This is a genomic window from Pontibacter sp. SGAir0037 (assembly GCF_005491705.1).
Lineage (GTDB): Bacteria > Bacteroidota > Bacteroidia > Cytophagales > Hymenobacteraceae > Pontibacter.
Map to the genome: position 1 here is coordinate 4622973 of NZ_CP028092.1, position 17708 is coordinate 4640680.

Sequence of the window (17708 nt, forward strand, 5' to 3'; positions counted from 1 at the left end):
TCAATTTTAAACTATAATAGTAGAATGGCAAACATAGTAACAGGAGAAAAAGAATTCTTCAAAGGCATAGGACAAATTAAATTTGAAGGGTTGGAGTCTGATAACCCACTGGCGTACCGCTGGTACGACGAAAACCGTGTGGTAGCGGGTAAAACCATGAAAGAGCATTTAAAGTTTGCGGTAGCTTACTGGCACTCTTTCAATGCAAACGGTTCCGATCCTTTCGGCGGGCCTACGCTGCAGTTTGCCTGGGACGAAAAGTCTGATCCTATCGAGCGCGCCAAAGATAAAATGGATGCAGCTTTCGAATTTATCACTAAAATAGGAATGCCCTACTACTGCTTCCACGATGTAGATGTGGTAGACTATGGGAACGATATTGTTGAAAACGAAAGACGCCTGCAGGCTTTAGTAGAATATGCGAAGCAAAAACAGCAGGAAAGCGGTGTAAAACTACTTTGGGGTACTGCCAACGTATTCTCACACAGCCGCTATATGAACGGGGCTTCTACCAACCCTGATTTTCATGTGTTAACACATGCCGGAGCTCAGGTAAAAGCTGCTCTGGATGCTACTATTGCCCTGAACGGCGAGAACTACGTGTTCTGGGGCGGTCGTGAAGGTTACATGACCCTTTTAAACACCAACATGAAGCGTGAGCAGGAGCATCTTGCCCGATTCCTGCATACAGCAAAAGATTATGCACGCAAGCAAGGCTTTAAAGGTACTTTCTTTATTGAGCCGAAGCCAATGGAGCCAACCAAGCATCAGTACGACTACGATTCTGCCACAGTTATTGGCTTCCTGCAGAAGTATGACCTGCTGAACGACTTCAAAATAAACATTGAAGTAAACCATGCTACACTGGCAGGCCATACATTCCAGCACGAGCTGCAGGTAGCTGCCGATGCAGGTGTGTTGGGTTCTATTGATGCTAACCGTGGCGATTATCAGAATGGCTGGGATACGGACCAGTTCCCGAACAACGTGAGCGAACTAACAGAGGCGATGCTGGTAATCTTAGAGGCTGGTGGCTTACAAGGTGGTGGTGTTAACTTTGATGCCAAAATCAGAAGAAACTCAACCGATCCTGCCGACCTGTTCTATGCACACATTGGTGGTGCCGATACATTTGCAAGAGCACTTATCACGGCAGATAACATTCTGCAGAACTCTGATTATAAAAAGATTCGTGAAGAGCGCTATGCTTCTTTCGATTCTGGTAAAGGAAAAGAATTTGAAGAAGGCAAGCTAACCCTGGAAGACCTGAGAGCTTATGCTATCGAACAGGGTGAGCCGGCTGTTAAGAGCGGAAGACAAGAGTACCTGGAGAATCTGATCAACAGGTTCATCTAAGAAATAAGCGATAATTTTTTTCTGTTGGTTTATGGTTAAGAACGAAAAAGGAACAGCGGGTCAGAACCTGCCCTACGTTACAGGCATTACCCTGATTGCCACATTAGGCGGTTTGCTTTTTGGCTACGATACAGCTGTTATATCAGGTGCCGAGAAATCGGTACAGCTTTACCTGATAAACAGCCTGGGTTTAAGTACCTGGGTGCACGGCGCTACTATTTCCAGTGCCCTGATTGGTTGTATTATAGGCGGTGCTGTTTCCGGCGTTTTTGCATCAGGAATCGGCAGAAAAAAAACGTTAATTATTGCAGCTATTCTGTTTCTGCTGTCTGCTTTAGGTTCCGGTTACCCGGAATTCCTGTTCTTTAACGAGGGCGAGCCTAGCATGGAACTGCTGTATATGTTCAATTTCTACAGGATAATAGGCGGTATCGGAGTAGGCCTTGCCTCTGCCGTTTGCCCCGTTTACATTGGAGAAATTGCTCCGGCCCACATGCGCGGGCGCTTGGTTTCACTGAACCAGTTTGCCATTATCTTTGGTATGCTGGTGGTATACTTTGTGAACTGGGGTATTGCCAGCGGGCAGCCGGCAGAATGGTTAAACAACGTCGGCTGGCGATGGATGTTTCTTTCGGAGGCAATACCGGCAGGCCTGTTTGCCGTGCTGCTGTTCTTTGTGCCTGAAACGCCACGTTACCTGAGCATGGTAAACAGAGATGAAGAAGCTCTGAAAATACTGGTAAAAGTAAACGGTACAGCACATGCAAAAGGTATTCTGGCTGACATCAAAAACACAGTAGAGCACCACTCAGGCAAACTGTTGTCGTATGGTACCACGGTTATTGTAATAGGTATACTGCTTTCTGTGTTCCAGCAGTTTGTAGGTATAAATGTGGCGCTATACTATGCGCCGCGTATTTTTGAAAGTATGGGTGCCGGTAAAGATGCTTCTATGCTGCAAACCGTGGTAATGGGGGTGGTAAACGTGCTGTTTACCATATTGGCTATTCTTACGGTTGATAAATGGGGCAGAAAACCATTGCTGATGGTTGGTTCGGTTGGTATGGCCATAGGAATGTTTGCCATTTCTGCACTATCTTATTTTGAAGTGATTGGAATAGGCACCCTGGTATTCATTATCCTTTATACGGCTTCGTTTATGATGTCGTGGGGACCAATTTGCTGGGTGCTCATTTCTGAGATTTTCCCGAATAAGATCAGGGGGAAAGCGGTAGCGGTAGCAGTTGCCGCGCAATGGGCAGCCAATTACTTTATTTCGTCTACTTATCCGTCTATGATGGAGTTCAGCGGAGCCTTTACCTATGGCTTCTATGGCGTGATGAGTGTTCTTTCGCTTCTTTTTGTCTGGAAGATGGTGCCGGAAACCAAAAACAAATCGCTGGAAGAAATGGAAGAGCTTTGGAATTGCAAGGCAAAGGCCGAGTTGAAAGAAAGAGCAGCAGTAGCACAATAAAAAGCTGCAAATCCAATAAACAGAAATGGCGAGCCTTCTACAGGTTCGCCATTTCTGTTTATTGGATCTAGTTTTTAATTTGAACTAATTATTCAGTACCATTTCCTTTACCGCCTCTACCCACATATCGTTCGAGTTAAGGCTTTCTACCAGTTGCCACTTCTCACCACCGGCTTCTAAAAACATTTCTCTGAATTCTTCTCCAACCTCTATCGTGGTTTCTAGGCAATCTGCCACAAAAGCAGGGCTGTAAGCCAACACTTTCTTAATACCCTTTGCTGGCAGATCTACTAAAATCTGATCGGTATAAGGCTTTAACCAAGGGTCTTTGCCTAGCCTGGATTGAAAAGCGACAGTATACTGATCTTCGCGTAAGCCAAGTTCAGCTGCCAGTAACCTGGATGTTTCGTAGCAGGAGGCTCGGTAGCAATACTTATTTCGCTTATTGTAAGAGTTGCAGCAGGCTCCTAACTGGCAGTAGCCTTTGTCGCTTCCCTTATGTATATGGCGCTCAGGAATGCCGTGGTAGCTGAAAACCACAAAATCATAATCGTCCTGGGCCATGTGCTGCTTTCCTAGTTCAGCAAAAGCTTTTATAAAGCCAGGGTCATCACAGAAAGAGGATATAAAACTGATGTTCGGTATCACCCACCAGTCTTTTACTATTTCCATTACCTTGTCCTGTACAGAACCTGTAGAGGCGGAGGCATACTGCGGGAACAGTGGAAGCACAATGATGCGCTCTACACTTTTCTCGCGAAGTTCTTCTAAGGCACTTTTGATACTAGGACTCTGGTAGCGCATCCCAAAGGCTACATGATAGCCATTGCCTAAGGTAGCTTGTAGCTTCTTCTGAAGATCAAGGCCATGGTAAAGTAGGGGGGAGCCACGATCAGTCCAGAGTTCCTTGTATACCTTTGCCGACTTTGGCGCTCTGAAGGGAGCTATAATTCCGTTTATCAGAGCATATCGTGCGACAGGATTGATATCAATTACACGCTTATCCAGCAGGAACTCGCGCAGGTATTTTCTTACATCAGGAGTATTGGGTGTATCCGGTGTGCCCAGGTTCACGAGTAAAACTCCAATTTTGCTAGTGGCTTTTTTGCTCATTTAAATCTTAAATGCGTTATAGTGCAAATATACAAAGTATTAGCAGTTAGTCAGGATAGATAATTTCTATGGCGTTATAGACTTTCTACCACCTATAAATGCTGTAAGGGGTTATAATGTTCAAAAATAATTTACATGGCGGGTTAAATGACTTATACATGGCGCAAGCGGCACTTGTGTTTTGGTTTGTCACACAATAACTAACTTTAGATCACATCACATTTCCTCATCTTCAAATTTTCAAATCTCCTGATCTCCACACCAGCACATGAAAGATTTCTACTTCCCTGTAAATCAATTATTCCCAACATGCGGTATCTCCGTAAAAAAGACGTAATTTTGCAGCCTTAAATTTTGAAGCATGGCCGATACTCCTCATAAAGCTGGATTTGTAAGTATAGTGGGTAAACCGAACGTAGGTAAATCTACGCTCATGAACGCCCTGGTAGGGGAGAAGCTTTCCATTATCACCTCCAAAGCACAAACCACACGCCACCGCATTATGGGTATACTGAATGGCGATGATTTCCAAATCGTTTATTCTGATACTCCTGGCATTATAAAACCGCAATATGCGTTGCACGAGTCTATGATGAGCTTTGTGCGTACTTCTTTGGAGGATGCCGACGTGATTCTGTTTGTGACGGATATTTATGAAAAGCATGATGAGGATGATGTGATCAAGCGGCTGCAGCATGCACAGGTACCTATTTTGCTGCTGATCAATAAAATTGACCAGGCCACAGAAGAGGAGGTGAATGAGAAGGTAGCTTACTGGCAGGAGAAAATGCAGCCAACAGAAATACTGCCTATCTCCGCGCTGCATAATTTCGGTTTAGAGCATCTGTTCAGCCGTTTACTGCATTATTTGCCGGAGCACCCTGCTTTTTACCCGAAAGATGAACTGACCGACAAGCCTGAACGTTTCTTTGTGTCGGAAATAGTTCGGGAAAAAATTTTCCTCAACTATAAAAAAGAAATTCCTTACAGCTGTGAAGTAGTGATAGAGGAATTTAAAGAAGAGGAAGATATTATCCGTATCCGTGCCGAAATAAGTGTGGAGCGCAAAAGCCAGAAAGGCATTGTGATTGGTAACAAAGGCGAGGCTTTGAAAAAGGTAGGCTCACAGGCGCGGGTAGATATGGAAGAGTTCTTCCAGAAAAAGATTTTCCTTGATTTGTATGTGCGCGTGAACGAAAACTGGCGAACAGACCAGAAGCTGCTTCGGCGCTTCGGCTATAGCAACGAGTAAGTAGGCGCACAGCATAAAGCTTCGGAGCAAGGTGCTCCGGGGGCACTTTAACCATTTTATTTTAGAAAGATGTCAAGTAACATCATTGCCATTGTAGGCCGCCCGAATGTGGGCAAATCAACTTTATTTAACCGCCTGATTGGCCAGCGCAAAGCCATCATGGACAACGAAAGCGGTGTAACCCGCGACAGAAGCTATGGACATGGCGAGTGGACAGGCAAATTTTTCACTGTGATAGACACAGGTGGCTATGTACATGGCTCCGACGATATTTTTGAAGGAGAAATTAACAAGCAGGTAGAGCTGGCTATAAAAGAGGCGGATGTGATCCTGTTTATGGTAGACGTGGAGGCGGGTGTAACCAGCCTGGACGAAGAGTTTGCCAACGTACTACGCCGTACCGATAAACCTATTTATATAGTAGCTAACAAAGCAGATACTTATGCCCGCGGGTACCAGTTTGGCGAGTTTTATGCATTGGGAGTAGGAATAGAAATTTACCCGGTTTCCTCACAGAACGGCTCTGGTACAGGCGAGTTGCTGGACGAGGTGATCAAGCATTTTAAAGAGGAAGGCACTGAAGATCCGGATGCCGGTATTCCAAAATTTGCGGTGATGGGTCGCCCTAACGTAGGAAAATCTTCTTTTGTGAACCTGCTGTTAGGGGAAGAAAGAAATATTGTAACCGATATTGCCGGTACAACACGCGATGCGATTCACTCACGCTATAATGCCTTCGGGAAAGAGTTTATTATAGTAGATACTGCCGGTTTACGCCGTAAAAGCAAAGTAAACGAAGATATTGAATTTTACTCTGTGATGCGCTCTATTCGTGCGCTCGAAGATGCCGATGTTTGCATTGTGATGCTGGATGCCACCAGGGGAATTGAGTCTCAGGACGTAAATATTATTTCTTTGGCTGAAAAGAACCGCAAAGGCATTGTAATTCTGGTAAACAAGTGGGACCTGATAGAAAAGGATAACCATAGTACCAAGAAGTTCGAAGAAGAGATTCTGGAGAAAATTGCACCTATAAAGTACGTGCCAATAATCTTTACTTCGGTTGTTACCAAGCAGCGTGTGCACAAAGCCATCGAGGCGGCAATGGAAGTGTATGATAACAAGACCACCAAGATTTCAACCTCTAAACTTAACGATGCCATACTGCCGGAAATTGAACGTTATCCGCCGCCAGCTATCAAAGGTAAATTTGTGAAAATTAAGTATATAACACAGTTGCCTACTCATAATCCTACTTTTGCGTTCTTCTGTAATTTGCCGCAATATATTAAAGAGCCGTATGCGCGTTACCTGGAAAACCAGTTGCGCAAGCATTTTGGTCTGGAAGGTGTGCCGGTAAAATTAATCTTCAGGAAGAAGTAAGAGACTGGTAAACTACAGTAGCATGTATGATTAAGTGAGGCTGCTCCGGGCAATGGAGTGGCCTCTTTTTTTATTAACGTAACCTCTATATTTATATACCGTAATACCTGTCTGAATGCGGTGAAAATGGTGGTGCTGCATTTCTGAAAAAGAATGAAAGTATATTGAAAAAATGATATAAAACCACCGCTTAAATCAGAAAGTTATGAAAAAGTCAATATTTTTACTTGCAGCTGCTAGCTTATTTACTTTTGCCTCTTGCGAATCTGGAAACGAGACCAGAACAGAAGATACATCGGAGAGAATTGAAGAGGATGCGGAAGAAGCTGGCGACAAATTTGAAGAAAGAACTGATGAGGCCGGCGATAAAATTGAAGATGCCGGAGATGATATAGAGGATAAAGTAGACTAAGTTATACATCCTTTTTAAAGCAAAAGCCCCACATGTTGTTACATGTGGGGCTTTTGCTTTTAGCTGACTAATGTGGCGTTGTCCCACCGTCTTTAGTTATAAACAATTGTAAGATAAGTGAGAAATTCATTTTACAATCGTTGATGGTTTTTAATACGGTGCAGCACTATGCGCCTAGCCTTTTTTGAATCATTCCATCTACTAATGTAAACAGGTGTTTGGGTGAAAATGTGCGCCAGTTTATTTGCTCCAGGCTGCCACCGTAGTTGATGTAGTAATCCAGGTGGTAATTTTTCATTTCACTCAATACAAAATCCTGGAAACCGATTGCTGAAATCCAGCCGTCTTCAATGTCTTCGAACCATTCTTCATAATAGGAATCATCGGAGCCATGAAAGTTAAAAACGTTTTCCCCGATCAGGATAAAATGTTTTATACCTTCACTAATCAAAGGATCCAGGATATTGCGCTTCAGCTGCATGATGTCGTTGTTCAGCGCATCGTTCCATTCTCCTATAAATTCTATAATGCTATAGCCTGTCTCATAGTCGGCAAATAGGATTTTGATGAAAAGTGTCTCAGAATCAATGTCATCCCACTGGGGATGTATATAATACCCATAAATGTTATGCGTATAGTGCGAGAAACTGTTTTCTGCACCGAATAAGGGCGACCGCGGATCTTCCGAGGCAGAATACATTTCCAGCCAGTTGTAAAATGGTTCTATCGTATGCATGTGATTTCGTCTTTCTTAGAGCAGCTGAAGCTGCAGGCAATATGTAGCTTTTCTACTGTAAGTGTACCTGCAAAGTTGAGGTTTATACCTGTATTTAGTCGTGTTATAGCTAAAGAACATAGTCATGGCTGCCCAAAATTCCGTAATGATACTAAAATATAAAGCAGTGTTAAGCTTAATTTTTCTACCCTGTGTAAAGAGAGTATGCTGAAAGCTGTTTTTACCTCGTTATACCTTTGTCAACCTAAATCCTCTGCTCATGAAAACCCTTAACCGAGCAAAATTACCTTTTAAAAGGGTTATATTTTTGAAGTATAGCCTGCTGCTCTTATTGTGTCTTGCCTTTTTCCAAAGCAAAGCAGATACAGAATCTACATACATTACAGCTTACTACCCGGTTATTAACCAGGCTGAACTTAGCATTGTGGCGAACGACTATGAGAAAGCATTATCCTTTTATCGGGAGGCATTTAGCAAGGTACAGGAGCCTTTTGCCAAAGATATTTACAATGCAGCTGTGTGTGCAACATTAGTAAATGATGTGAAACAGGCCTTTAACTACCTGGAAGACCTGGTTGTAAAAGGGGTGGAGCTCACTTACCTGGAAAGACAGGATGTATTCGAGCCTCTGCACAGTCACAAAAGATGGAAGAAGTTTGCAAAGAAATACCCTAAAAACAGGCGCAAATATCAGAGAAAGACTGATCAGGATGTAAGGGCTGACCTGGATGAGTTATATGCCCGCGATCAGTATTTCAGGCAGGCCAAAGGCGGCTTGCGTGTTTACGGCGATACGCTAAGAAAAATTGAAAACGCTAATGTTGTTATACTAAGAGAGTTTATCGATAAGTATGGCTACCCTGGTGAAGCTTTAATTGGTGTAGCCGATACATTAGAAGATCTTCCCCGCTTTAGCATTGTTATCCAGCGGCAGACTAAAGCCAAAAAAGGTTATGATTTTTCTCCTATTTTAAAAAGTGCTGTTTCAGCGGGAAAACTTTCTCCACAGGCTGCAGCTTTTCTGATGGACCAGCAGATAGGGAGCAATTTGTACCGCTCCAGAGTGCTGGTAAAGGTAAAGTGTAATACCTCTAAGAAATGCCAGGAAGAAATCGATAACAGCAGCCTGAGTAGTTATCTGACAGAAAAGATCAGCGAGGAAGAAGAAGAGAAGGTAAATACAATTCGTGCCGAAATCGGCCTGGAGAGCCTGCGCGACTACAAGCGGAAAGTGCTTTACAGTTTAAACGATAAAAGGTTTAAGCTGAATTATACCTGGTCGGTTACAAACTATAATGTTCCCAGTAAAGAAGCGGCAGAAGTGCTGACGGAGAACCTGATTGCTGTAGAGTAGCTGCTAAGGCTTATCAGCTGTTAGAGCCATTACTGCTTCTGAAAGCATCAATGGCAGCCCTTACCTGGCCGTGCTGCTTCAGAAGAGCTGCTGCCTGCTCATAAGGAAGCAGCAGTTCTTCCATCACCATGCGAGTACCTCTGTCTACCAGTTTGTTGTTAGAAAGCTGCATATCTACCATTTTGTTGCCTTTTACACGTCCCAGCCGGATCATGGTGGAGGTGGTGAGCATGTTTAGCACCAGCTTTTGAGCGGTTCCGGCTTTCATTCTGGTGCTGCCTGTTACAAACTCAGGGCCTGTTACAACTTCTACCGGAAAATCGGCGGCGGCGGCAACGGCACTGCCTGCATTGCAAACAATACAGCCTGTCGTGATGCCCCGGCTCCTGCAGGCTTCAAGTCCACCTATTACATAAGGTGTGCGTCCTGAAGCGGCAATGCCTACTACAATGTCTCTGTCAGTGATCTGGTGCTCTTGCAGGTCCTGCCAGGCCTGGTTAAGGTCATCTTCGGCAAATTCAACAGCCTTTCTAATGGCACCGTCTCCTCCGGCAATTATTCCAATTACCATTCCATGTGGAACACCATAAGTAGGAGGGCATTCCGAAGCATCTACAATGCCTAGCCGGCCACTGGTGCCTGCTCCAATGTAAAAGAGCCTGCCATTCTGCTTTAACTTGTCTACAGTAGCATGTACCAGCGCTTCAATCTGTGGAAGCGCTTTTTCTACAGCCAAAGGCACAGATTTATCTTCTTTGTTGATGTTTTCGAGCAGTTCCCGAACAGGCATCTGCTCAAGGCGCTGGTAGTTGGATGCTGATTCTGTAGTAGACACGTTTAATGAATTATAAATTGGAAAGTATGCATTAGAACCGGAGCGTATGTAAGATTACCCTTTTCACCAGCTTCTCATTAGCTAAGCCTTTTGCTTGAGCAAATCCTGGTGATACTGAATAAGGCCTTCGCTTGGGCTACTGATGATTTTGCCTATTTTGGCACCGTATTTCTTGGCCACCTGTTTCAGCTCATCTGAGAAATGATAAGCTACAGAACCGACAAAATTAACAGGTAGAGTTGGGTACCCGTCATACTTGCTGATGTGCCTTTCGAATAACAGCGCAAAGCTCTCGTAAATCATGGCATGAATGACAGGGTTTTTGCGTTTCTCATGCATAAATTTTGCAAAAGTTGCCATGTAGCGGCTCGGTACCTGGGCACTGTATACTTCGTTCAGTACAATATCTTTTGTAAGGTTAAAGCGGTTTTTAAGCGATTTGGCAAGTTCATCGGGCAGTTCACGGTATAAATAAGCTCTTATCAGGAGTTTGCCCATATAAGCGCCGCTTCCCTCATCGCCCAGCAGAAAACCTAAAGAAGGTATATTGTCTATCACATCTGTTCCATCGTAGAGGCAGGTATTAGAGCCAGTGCCTGCAATACAGGCTATGCCCGCTTCCTGGCCACAGGCAGCACGGGCAGCGGCCAGTAAATCGTGCTCAATGTAAATAGAGGCTTCCGGGAAAAGACGGCTAAGCGCATCGGCTACACGCTTATTCCGATCCGGGGTACTGCAACCTGCGCCATAGTAATGAATTTCAGAAGGCGCTTTGTTTAAGAGGTTAGGAAGCAAGCTTTCGTGCAAAACCTGGTAAATCTCTTCTGATTCCTGGTACATCGGGTTAAAGCCCAATGTCGTAATTTGCTCCAGCTCACGATCGATATCAATAACGCGCCAATCTGTTTTAGTAGCACCACTATCTGCAAGTAAAATCATAACTAGTTAACGTTGGTTTATCAGAATATAATCCTTCTGTTCCGGCTTCTGAAAATATAGTACGCAAGCCTACTTTCTGTATACAGAATTCTTTACGAAGCCAACTGCCTCAAATTTATCAAAAACAAAGGTAGTATGTGGTGCATCTTTCATTTCTTCTGTTAAATCTTGTCCGGCCCAGTGCTCATAGTGTTTCCCATCGCGCCACAACCTGGATTTTTTTACATCATATATTACCCCCTCAAAAGCTACCCAAACCTCATCCCGGTCCTGTCCGTTTCGCAAAGCTAGCTGTTGTAGCGTATATTCCGGTAAGTTGGCCATGGTAATGTGCTAATTTTTAAATGTGTTAATGTGCTGCTTAGGACTATATAAAGTATAGAGGGCTTAGACTTACAATTTGATAATTAGCTAATAGATATAGATGATCACAAATCTCTGCATGCTGTACCTGCAAAACTTATGCATTATTTTAATTCATAAATAGGCAGCTCAAAAATTTATCCTCCTATTAGCACCTTCATTTTAAAAAATTAGCACATTAAATAATTTACCCCATCCTTGCCTGCATTTGTATCCAGCGGTTCGGGATCTCGCCTTTGGTTGCCATCAGGTAGTCGTTGTAGCTGCAGGGGACAATGCGGGACCCTTTTTCCTCGGAAAGCGCGACTACCTCCATCCACCATTTCTCACTTTTCTTGCTCTTATAAAAAAGCATTTTGTCAGATTCATTGTCGAAGGCAACAGCGTATTTGGTAAAGTTCTTATTGGTAAAGCTTGTCTCGTTTTTGCGATGATAGTACCCCTCTATAAAGTACCAGATCATAGTGGCAATTGTAGTTGCTGTTAAGCTCCTGGTGTCGTGCGCAGGGGTATAGCCGTAGATGCCGAAAGAAGTAAGGCTGTCGTTTAAGCCGGCATACCAGCAAAGCTGACAAGCTTCTTCGCCTGTAAGGCCGAAGGGATTGGCTTCGTCCTGGCCCGGCGCATCCTGGTACCGGATGGCAGAAATGTCAAACGAAAGCAAATCTGCCACACGCACCACAGGCTCCATTTCCTGAATATTATGGTGTACCTGCCCCACCCGATAAGCTTCGAAGTGCAGTTTTTCCAAAGTGGCGAGCACTTCGGGTTCTACTAAATATGTTTGATAGCCTATCTGCCCCAGGTTAAAAAGGTAGTTCGGTTCATGCATCAGGATCTGGCGAAGCTGCTTCTTGTTAGGAGTTGCACCTAAATCCTCTGTCATGTCTACACTGCTGTCTATCGTTACCATATTCACGGCGCGTTCCAGGTGCTCATAGCCAAGGTATTGCCCGTATTCGAGGTCGTGTGTGGCACCAATAATCAGAGGTATGGTATGGTGAGAAATGAGCACTTCCACAATTTCTTTCAGGCGTAAATAGGTATCCTCTAATGTAATACCTGGCCGGAGGTTGCCAAGATCTACCACCTGGCATTGGCCAGTACCTTTGGTTAGGTTGTAAAGCTTTTTGCGCACCTCCCGAGCGGGAGGCGGTGTATTGTCCTGTGCCTCCTGGTCGCCCCGCCCACGGTTATCCTGAACGCCAAGCAAGGCAATATCGGCTGAGCGCCAGTCCGGGAACTTACTGATAAACCTGTTGATATAGGTGCCTAAAGTACGGACTTTGTTTACACCGGGGAATGCATCTTCGTTTAGTGGCTCAAAAAATATAGATAAGTTCATGTAGCTTGGCTGAGAAAATCAAATATAATAAAAATATAAATTAAGAGGCCGTAGTATATTATAAACTCAGTTACAGTACTCCAATATCCTAAAATGTAAAGAAGCTAAATATTTCTATGTGATGAAGTGACAGATTGAGAAAAAATACTTAAAATGCAGTATATTTAGTCAAAAGTGAGTAAGTACTAACACTGTTTGTTTAACAGCAGAGCATAATAAAACACATAACTATCAGGTATCATGAACATTAGCCGTATACACGATCTCCTGCCGCATCAGCTTCAAAAGTATCCACAACCAGACTGCCTGGCTGCTAAAGTTAATGGAGATTGGGTAAAATACAGTACACAGGATGTACAAGATACAGCAAACAGCCTCAGCCTTGGGTTACTAAAACTTGGGTTAGGCAAGAACGATAAAGTTGCCATTATTTCCATGAACCGCCCGGAATGGGTGATGACGGATTTTGGCATACAGCAGATTGGCGGGATTAGTGTGCCCATGTATCCTACCATAACAGTAGAAGATTACCGCTACATTTTTAATGATGCCGAAGTAAAGGTGGTGTTTGTGGCAGACCAGGAGCTTTATAATAAAGTAGTGGCTGCCACCATGGGTATGGAGAGTGTAAAAGAAATTTATACCTTCGATAAAGTTCAGGGAGCCAAGCACTGGTCAGAAGTGATAGAATTAGGTAAAAACGATGATCCGGCTAAGCTGGAGCCTCTTAAGGCAGCTGTTACACCAGATGATATTCTAACGCTGATTTATACTTCCGGTACCACAGGCAGCCCTAAGGGAGTCATGCTGACGCATGGCAACCTGCTAAGTAACGTAACCGGTACGGTGCCCTATGTTCCGGTAGATAACCGGCACCGGGCGCTGAGCTTCCTGCCGCTGTCGCACATATTTGAGCGTATGCTGTTGTATCTGTACATGCGCATTGGTGTTTCTATTTATTATGCAGAAAGTATAGAGAAAGTAGCTGAGAACCTGAAGGAGGTGCAGCCACATGTATTTACCACTGTACCACGCCTGCTCGAAAAAGTATACGATAAGATTGTGGCAAAGGGGCTGGAGCTTACGGGGATCAAACGCAGGCTTTTCTTCTGGGCGCTTGAACTGGGGCTGAAGTACGACACCCGCGAAGATCAGGGATGGTGGTATAATAAGCAGCTAAGTTTGGCTAACAAGTTAATATTTAGCAAATGGCGTGAAGCACTGGGCGGTAATGTAATTGCTATTGTGTCTGGTGGCGCTGCTTTGCAACCCCGCCTGGCGCGCGTGTTCTGGTCGGCCAACATTCGGGTAATGGAAGGCTACGGGCTAACAGAAACATCGCCTGTAATTGCTGTTAACCGTTGGGAGCCCGAAAACAACATGATCGGCACAGTAGGTATGGCCATAGATGGCGTTGAAGTTAAAATTGCAGACGACGGTGAGGTGCTGTCGCGTGGGCCTCATATTATGAAAGGCTATTATAAAAAGCCTGAGCAAACAGCCGAAGCAATCGATGCCGACGGCTGGTTCCATACAGGTGATATCGGGGAATTGATAGAAGGAAAGTTTCTGAAGATTACCGACCGCAAAAAAGAGATGTTTAAGACATCCGGCGGTAAATACATTGCTCCGCAGCTAATCGAAAATAAACTGAAAGAGTCGGTTGTGATTGAGCAGGTAATGGTGGTGGGAGAAGGGCAGAAGTATGCCTCGGCCCTGGTGGTGCCCTCGTTTCTGGGGCTGCAGGACTACTGCCAGTTTAAAGGAATACCATATACAACCGATGCAGAAATGATTGCCAAGCCTGAAATTATAGATAAGTTTCAGCGGGAAATCGAGAAAGCCAATGAGAACCTGGCGCAGTATGAAACAATTAAAAAGTTCAGGCTGCTGCCAAAGATGTGGACCATTGAAAGCGGTGAGCTAACGCCAAAGCTGAGCGTGAAGCGGCGGGTAATAGCAACAAAATTTAAAGACCTGATAGACAGTATGTACAGTTAAAACGTACCAAAACTAAACAAAAAGCCCTTTCTACCCGGAAAGGGCTTTTTGTTTGCAACAATTCAGGCACTTATACCTAAACAAGTATAACTTGAATTTAAGTTAACAGGAAGTGGTGGATGGACTGATGAGGTAGAACAAATTTTTTAAAAAATAGTATGCAAGCATAACAATTATTTTTTATATTTGGTATAACCATAAGTTACTACATGAAGCCGGAAGAAACAGTAGACTATAATGTAAAGGTATGTTGGCATGCCATCTCGCGGATGTATAACAACGAGGCGGCGAAAAGCGACATTACCACCTCTATAGGGTTTGTTCTCCTGAATATAGATCAGGAAGCAGGTACACCTGCAACTAAAATTGCCCCCTTGCTTGGCCTGGAAGCACGTAGCCTTACCCGAATTCTGAAAAGTATGGAGGAAAAAGAACTGATTTACAAAGTATCAGATCCTCGCGATAAACGCCTGGTGCGTATTTTCCTGACAGAAAAAGGCCTGCAGAAAAAGGAGTTCTCTCGACAAACAGTAAAACGCTTTAACTATAAAATAAGAGAAGCAATTCCGGAGCATGAGTTGGCCGCCTTCTTTAAAGTGAGTAGCCAGATCATTAACATGATCGAAAACAAAGAAATTTTCTAAACTATAGCATAGATAACTAATTAATACTCTATGAAAAGAACCATAAAAAAAGTAGCAGTGCTTGGCTCTGGTGTGATGGGCTCTCGCATTGCCTGCCACTTTGCCAATATAGGGGTGCAGGTGTTGCTGCTGGATATTGTTCCAAGAGAGCTTAGCCCGGAGGAGCAGGCGAAAGGTTTGTCGCTTGAAATGAAGCATGTGCGTAATCGCATCGTAAACAATGCCTTGCAGGCTGTTGTAAATTCTAATCCCTCTCCGCTGTACCGTAAATCTGATGCACACCTGATTAAAACGGGCAACTTCGATGACAATATGAAAGATATTGCTTCGGTAGATTGGATTATTGAGGTAGTAGTAGAAAATCTTAAAATAAAGAAAACAGTCTTTGACCAGGTGGAGCAACATCGCAAGCCTGGTACCCTCATCTCATCCAACACCTCAGGTATACCCATTCACCTGATGCTGGAAGGGCGTAGTGAGGATTTCAGGAAACATTTCTGTGGCACACACTTCTTTAACCCGCCGCGTTACCTGAAGCTCCTGGAAATTATACCTACACCAGAAACGGATAGAGCAGTGGTAGACTTTCTGATGCACTACGGCGATCTGTATCTGGGTAAAACTACCGTGCTGGCAAAAGATACGCCTGCTTTTATCGCCAACCGTGTGGGAATCTATGGCATTATGCAAACACTGGCAGCCATGGAAAAAACAGGCCTAACGATAGACGAGGTAGACAGAATTACCGGCCCTATTGTCGGGAGACCTAAATCGGCTACTTTCCGAACATTGGATGTGGTTGGCCTGGATACAACTATTAATGTTGCAAACGGGCTTTACCAGGCAGGGGAAAACGATGAGTCGCGTGAGCTGTTTAAAATACCGGCCTATGTACAGCAAATGGCTGACAACAAATGGTTGGGCGACAAAACAGGACAGGGCTTCTACAAAAAGACCAAAGATGCCAAAGGCAAAACCGAAATCCTGACGCTGGACCTGAAAACAATGGAGTATGGGCCGAAGCAAAAGGTAAGGTTCCAGAGCCTGGAGATGCTAAAGCCTATCGAGGATCTGAAGAAGCGTGTCAAAGCTTTTTCTGCGCAAACCGATAAAGCAGCACAGTTCTTTAATGAAACGCTGTTCGGCCTGTTCCAATACGTTTCGAACCGTATTCCTGAAATCTCAGACGAATTATATCGCATAGATGATGCTTTGCGGGCAGGTTTTGGCTGGGAGCTTGGTCCGTTCGAGTATTGGGATGTGATTGGTGCCCGGGAAGGCGTGCAGCGCATGCTGGAAAATGGCTACCAGCCGGCAGCCTGGGTAGAGGAGATGCTGAACAACGGCAAAGAGTCTTTCTACATTGTTGAAAACGGACAGCGCCGCTACTACGATATCCAGAGCAAAGAATACAAGGCCATACCAGGTGCAGAGAGCTTTATTATCCTGAACAACCTGAGAAGCAACAAAGTAGTGTGGAAGAATGCCGGGGCCAGCCTGATAGACTTAGGCGACGGTATTTTGAATGTGGAATTCCATACCAAAATGAATACCATCGGAGGTGATGTTATACAGGGGCTGAATAAAGGTATAGAGATAGCCGAAAAGGACTTTAGAGGGATGGTAGTGGGTAGCGATGCCGCTAACTTTTCGGCAGGTGCAAATGTTGGCTTGATCTATATGTACGCTATAGAGCAGGAGTATGACGAGCTGAACATGATCATCCGGCAGTTCCAGAATACCATGATGCGCATGCGCTATTCGGCTATACCGGTAGTTGGCGCCCCGCACGGGTTAACACTGGGTGGTGGCTGCGAGCTGAACCTGCACTGCGATCATATACAGGCTGCGGCCGAAACTTACATGGGCTTGGTAGAATTTGGTGTTGGCCTGATACCAGGAGGTGGCGGTACAAAAGAAATGACTGTACGTGCTTCAGAACTGTATGAAGACGGTGATATAGAGTATAACACGCTTAAAAATATTTACCTGAACATTGGCATGGCCAAAGTATCTACTTCGGCTGCAGAAGCAGTTGATCTGGGGTATATGCGAAAAAGCGACGGTATCACCATCAACAATAACCGCTTAATTGCCGATGCCAAAGCTCAGGCAATCTTATTGGCAGAGGCCGGATATACAAAGCCTGTGCATAAAACCAACATTAAAGTGCAGGGCCGTGGCGCATTAGGCATGTTCTTAACGGGTGCGAATGCCATGCTAACCGGACGCTATATGTCGGAGCACGACCTCAAGATTTCGCACAAGCTGGCTTATGTGATGTGCGGAGGCGATTTGTCTGCCCCAACCGAAGTAAGCGAGCAGTATCTGTTAGACCTGGAGCGCGAAGCTTTCTTATCCCTGACTGGCGAACGCAAAACGCTTGAGCGTATCCAAAGCATCCTGACAACAGGGAAGCCGCTGAGAAATTAATAATCAAAGGGCTAAGTAGTAGCCCCGTTCTTTGTCATTCTGAAAGAATCTTAGTTGCAGGGAGGTTA

General features: G+C 44.5%; 15 protein-coding genes. 9 read left to right on the top strand and 6 right to left on the bottom strand.

Annotated elements, in window-relative coordinates:
- Positions 1 to 24 precede the first annotated feature (24 nt).
- Both xylA and xylE read left to right on the top strand, forming a co-directional pair.
- On the top strand, positions 25 to 1356 hold the full coding sequence (gene xylA / locus C1N53_RS19175; protein WP_137760852.1) for a xylose isomerase: 1332 nt from the start codon (positions 25 to 27) through the stop codon (positions 1354 to 1356).
- Between the two features lie 31 nt (positions 1357 to 1387).
- A complete protein-coding gene (gene xylE, locus C1N53_RS19180; protein ID WP_137760853.1) occupies positions 1388 to 2830 on the top strand; it encodes a D-xylose transporter XylE in 1443 nt (480 codons plus the stop codon).
- An 84-nt stretch (positions 2831 to 2914) separates the two neighbouring features.
- Here xylE and hemH read toward each other — a convergent pair whose 3' ends face one another.
- Positions 2915 to 3943, bottom strand: a complete 1029-nt coding sequence (hemH, locus tag C1N53_RS19185) for a ferrochelatase (RefSeq protein ID WP_137760854.1) — start codon at positions 3941 to 3943, stop codon at positions 2915 to 2917.
- 361 nt (positions 3944 to 4304) lie between these two features.
- Here hemH and era point away from each other — a divergent pair, with 361 nt between their 5' ends.
- From era to C1N53_RS19200, 3 genes are all read left to right on the top strand, one after another.
- Complete coding sequence (gene era, locus C1N53_RS19190; protein ID WP_137760855.1) at positions 4305 to 5195, top strand: GTPase Era; 891 nt, start codon at positions 4305 to 4307, stop codon at positions 5193 to 5195.
- A gap of 69 nt (positions 5196 to 5264) precedes the next feature.
- Positions 5265 to 6578 carry a ribosome biogenesis GTPase Der gene (gene der, locus C1N53_RS19195; RefSeq protein WP_137760856.1) on the top strand — a complete coding sequence of 438 codons (1314 nt, stop codon included), beginning with the start codon at positions 5265 to 5267 and terminating at the stop codon, positions 6576 to 6578.
- A gap of 205 nt (positions 6579 to 6783) precedes the next feature.
- Complete coding sequence (locus C1N53_RS19200) at positions 6784 to 6990, top strand: hypothetical protein (RefSeq protein ID WP_137760857.1); 207 nt, start codon at positions 6784 to 6786, stop codon at positions 6988 to 6990.
- A 166-nt stretch (positions 6991 to 7156) separates the two neighbouring features.
- On the opposite strand, the gene C1N53_RS19205 is transcribed toward C1N53_RS19200, so the two are convergent.
- Positions 7157 to 7726, bottom strand: a complete 570-nt coding sequence (locus C1N53_RS19205; protein ID WP_137760858.1) for a hypothetical protein — start codon at positions 7724 to 7726, stop codon at positions 7157 to 7159.
- A 307-nt stretch (positions 7727 to 8033) separates the two neighbouring features.
- Here C1N53_RS19205 and C1N53_RS19210 point away from each other — a divergent pair, with 307 nt between their 5' ends.
- Entirely contained in the window at positions 8034 to 9080 is a 1047-nt protein-coding gene (locus C1N53_RS19210; protein ID WP_137760859.1) for a hypothetical protein, read from the top strand.
- 13 nt (positions 9081 to 9093) lie between these two features.
- Here C1N53_RS19210 and murQ read toward each other — a convergent pair whose 3' ends face one another.
- The 4 genes from murQ to C1N53_RS19230 form a co-directional block, all read right to left on the bottom strand.
- Positions 9094 to 9915 carry an N-acetylmuramic acid 6-phosphate etherase gene (murQ, locus tag C1N53_RS19215; RefSeq protein ID WP_137760860.1) on the bottom strand — a complete coding sequence of 274 codons (822 nt, stop codon included), beginning with the start codon at positions 9913 to 9915 and terminating at the stop codon, positions 9094 to 9096.
- Positions 9916 to 9996: 81 nt separating this feature from the next.
- Entirely contained in the window at positions 9997 to 10854 is an 858-nt protein-coding gene (locus C1N53_RS19220) for a BadF/BadG/BcrA/BcrD ATPase family protein (RefSeq protein WP_137760861.1), read from the bottom strand.
- A 69-nt stretch (positions 10855 to 10923) separates the two neighbouring features.
- Entirely contained in the window at positions 10924 to 11178 is a 255-nt protein-coding gene (locus tag C1N53_RS19225; RefSeq protein ID WP_137760862.1) for a cytochrome b5 domain-containing protein, read from the bottom strand.
- Positions 11179 to 11404: 226 nt separating this feature from the next.
- A complete protein-coding gene (locus tag C1N53_RS19230) occupies positions 11405 to 12562 on the bottom strand; it encodes a formimidoylglutamase (protein ID WP_137760863.1) in 1158 nt (385 codons plus the stop codon).
- 240 nt (positions 12563 to 12802) lie between these two features.
- Between C1N53_RS19230 and C1N53_RS19235 the strand changes: the two genes are divergently transcribed.
- The 3 genes from C1N53_RS19235 to C1N53_RS19245 all read left to right on the top strand — a co-directional run bounded on the left by C1N53_RS19235 (position 12803) and on the right by C1N53_RS19245 (position 17640).
- A complete protein-coding gene (locus C1N53_RS19235) occupies positions 12803 to 14563 on the top strand; it encodes a long-chain fatty acid--CoA ligase (protein ID WP_137760864.1) in 1761 nt (586 codons plus the stop codon).
- 209 nt (positions 14564 to 14772) lie between these two features.
- Entirely contained in the window at positions 14773 to 15207 is a 435-nt protein-coding gene (locus C1N53_RS19240) for a MarR family winged helix-turn-helix transcriptional regulator (protein WP_137760865.1), read from the top strand.
- Between the two features lie 30 nt (positions 15208 to 15237).
- A complete protein-coding gene (locus tag C1N53_RS19245) occupies positions 15238 to 17640 on the top strand; it encodes a 3-hydroxyacyl-CoA dehydrogenase/enoyl-CoA hydratase family protein (protein ID WP_137760866.1) in 2403 nt (800 codons plus the stop codon).
- Positions 17641 to 17708: the final 68 nt, after the last annotated feature.

What these genes read in the sequence shown, in the direction of transcription:
- xylA (WP_137760852.1), top strand. Translation starts at nt 25, where the DNA reads ATGGCAAACATAGTAACAGGAGAAAAAGAATTCTTCAAAGGCATAGGA.
- xylE (WP_137760853.1), top strand. Translation starts at nt 1,388, where the DNA reads ATGGTTAAGAACGAAAAAGGAACAGCGGGTCAGAACCTGCCCTACGTT.
- hemH (WP_137760854.1), bottom strand. Translation starts at nt 3,943, where the DNA reads ATGAGCAAAAAAGCCACTAGCAAAATTGGAGTTTTACTCGTGAACCTG.
- era (WP_137760855.1), top strand. Translation starts at nt 4,305, where the DNA reads ATGGCCGATACTCCTCATAAAGCTGGATTTGTAAGTATAGTGGGTAAA.
- der (WP_137760856.1), top strand. Translation starts at nt 5,265, where the DNA reads ATGTCAAGTAACATCATTGCCATTGTAGGCCGCCCGAATGTGGGCAAA.
- C1N53_RS19200 (WP_137760857.1), top strand. Translation starts at nt 6,784, where the DNA reads ATGAAAAAGTCAATATTTTTACTTGCAGCTGCTAGCTTATTTACTTTT.
- C1N53_RS19205 (WP_137760858.1), bottom strand. Translation starts at nt 7,726, where the DNA reads ATGCATACGATAGAACCATTTTACAACTGGCTGGAAATGTATTCTGCC.
- C1N53_RS19220 (WP_137760861.1), bottom strand. Translation starts at nt 10,854, where the DNA reads ATGATTTTACTTGCAGATAGTGGTGCTACTAAAACAGATTGGCGCGTT.
- C1N53_RS19225 (WP_137760862.1), bottom strand. Translation starts at nt 11,178, where the DNA reads ATGGCCAACTTACCGGAATATACGCTACAACAGCTAGCTTTGCGAAAC.
- C1N53_RS19230 (WP_137760863.1), bottom strand. Translation starts at nt 12,562, where the DNA reads ATGAACTTATCTATATTTTTTGAGCCACTAAACGAAGATGCATTCCCC.
- C1N53_RS19235 (WP_137760864.1), top strand. Translation starts at nt 12,803, where the DNA reads ATGAACATTAGCCGTATACACGATCTCCTGCCGCATCAGCTTCAAAAG.
- C1N53_RS19240 (WP_137760865.1), top strand. Translation starts at nt 14,773, where the DNA reads ATGAAGCCGGAAGAAACAGTAGACTATAATGTAAAGGTATGTTGGCAT.
- C1N53_RS19245 (WP_137760866.1), top strand. Translation starts at nt 15,238, where the DNA reads ATGAAAAGAACCATAAAAAAAGTAGCAGTGCTTGGCTCTGGTGTGATG.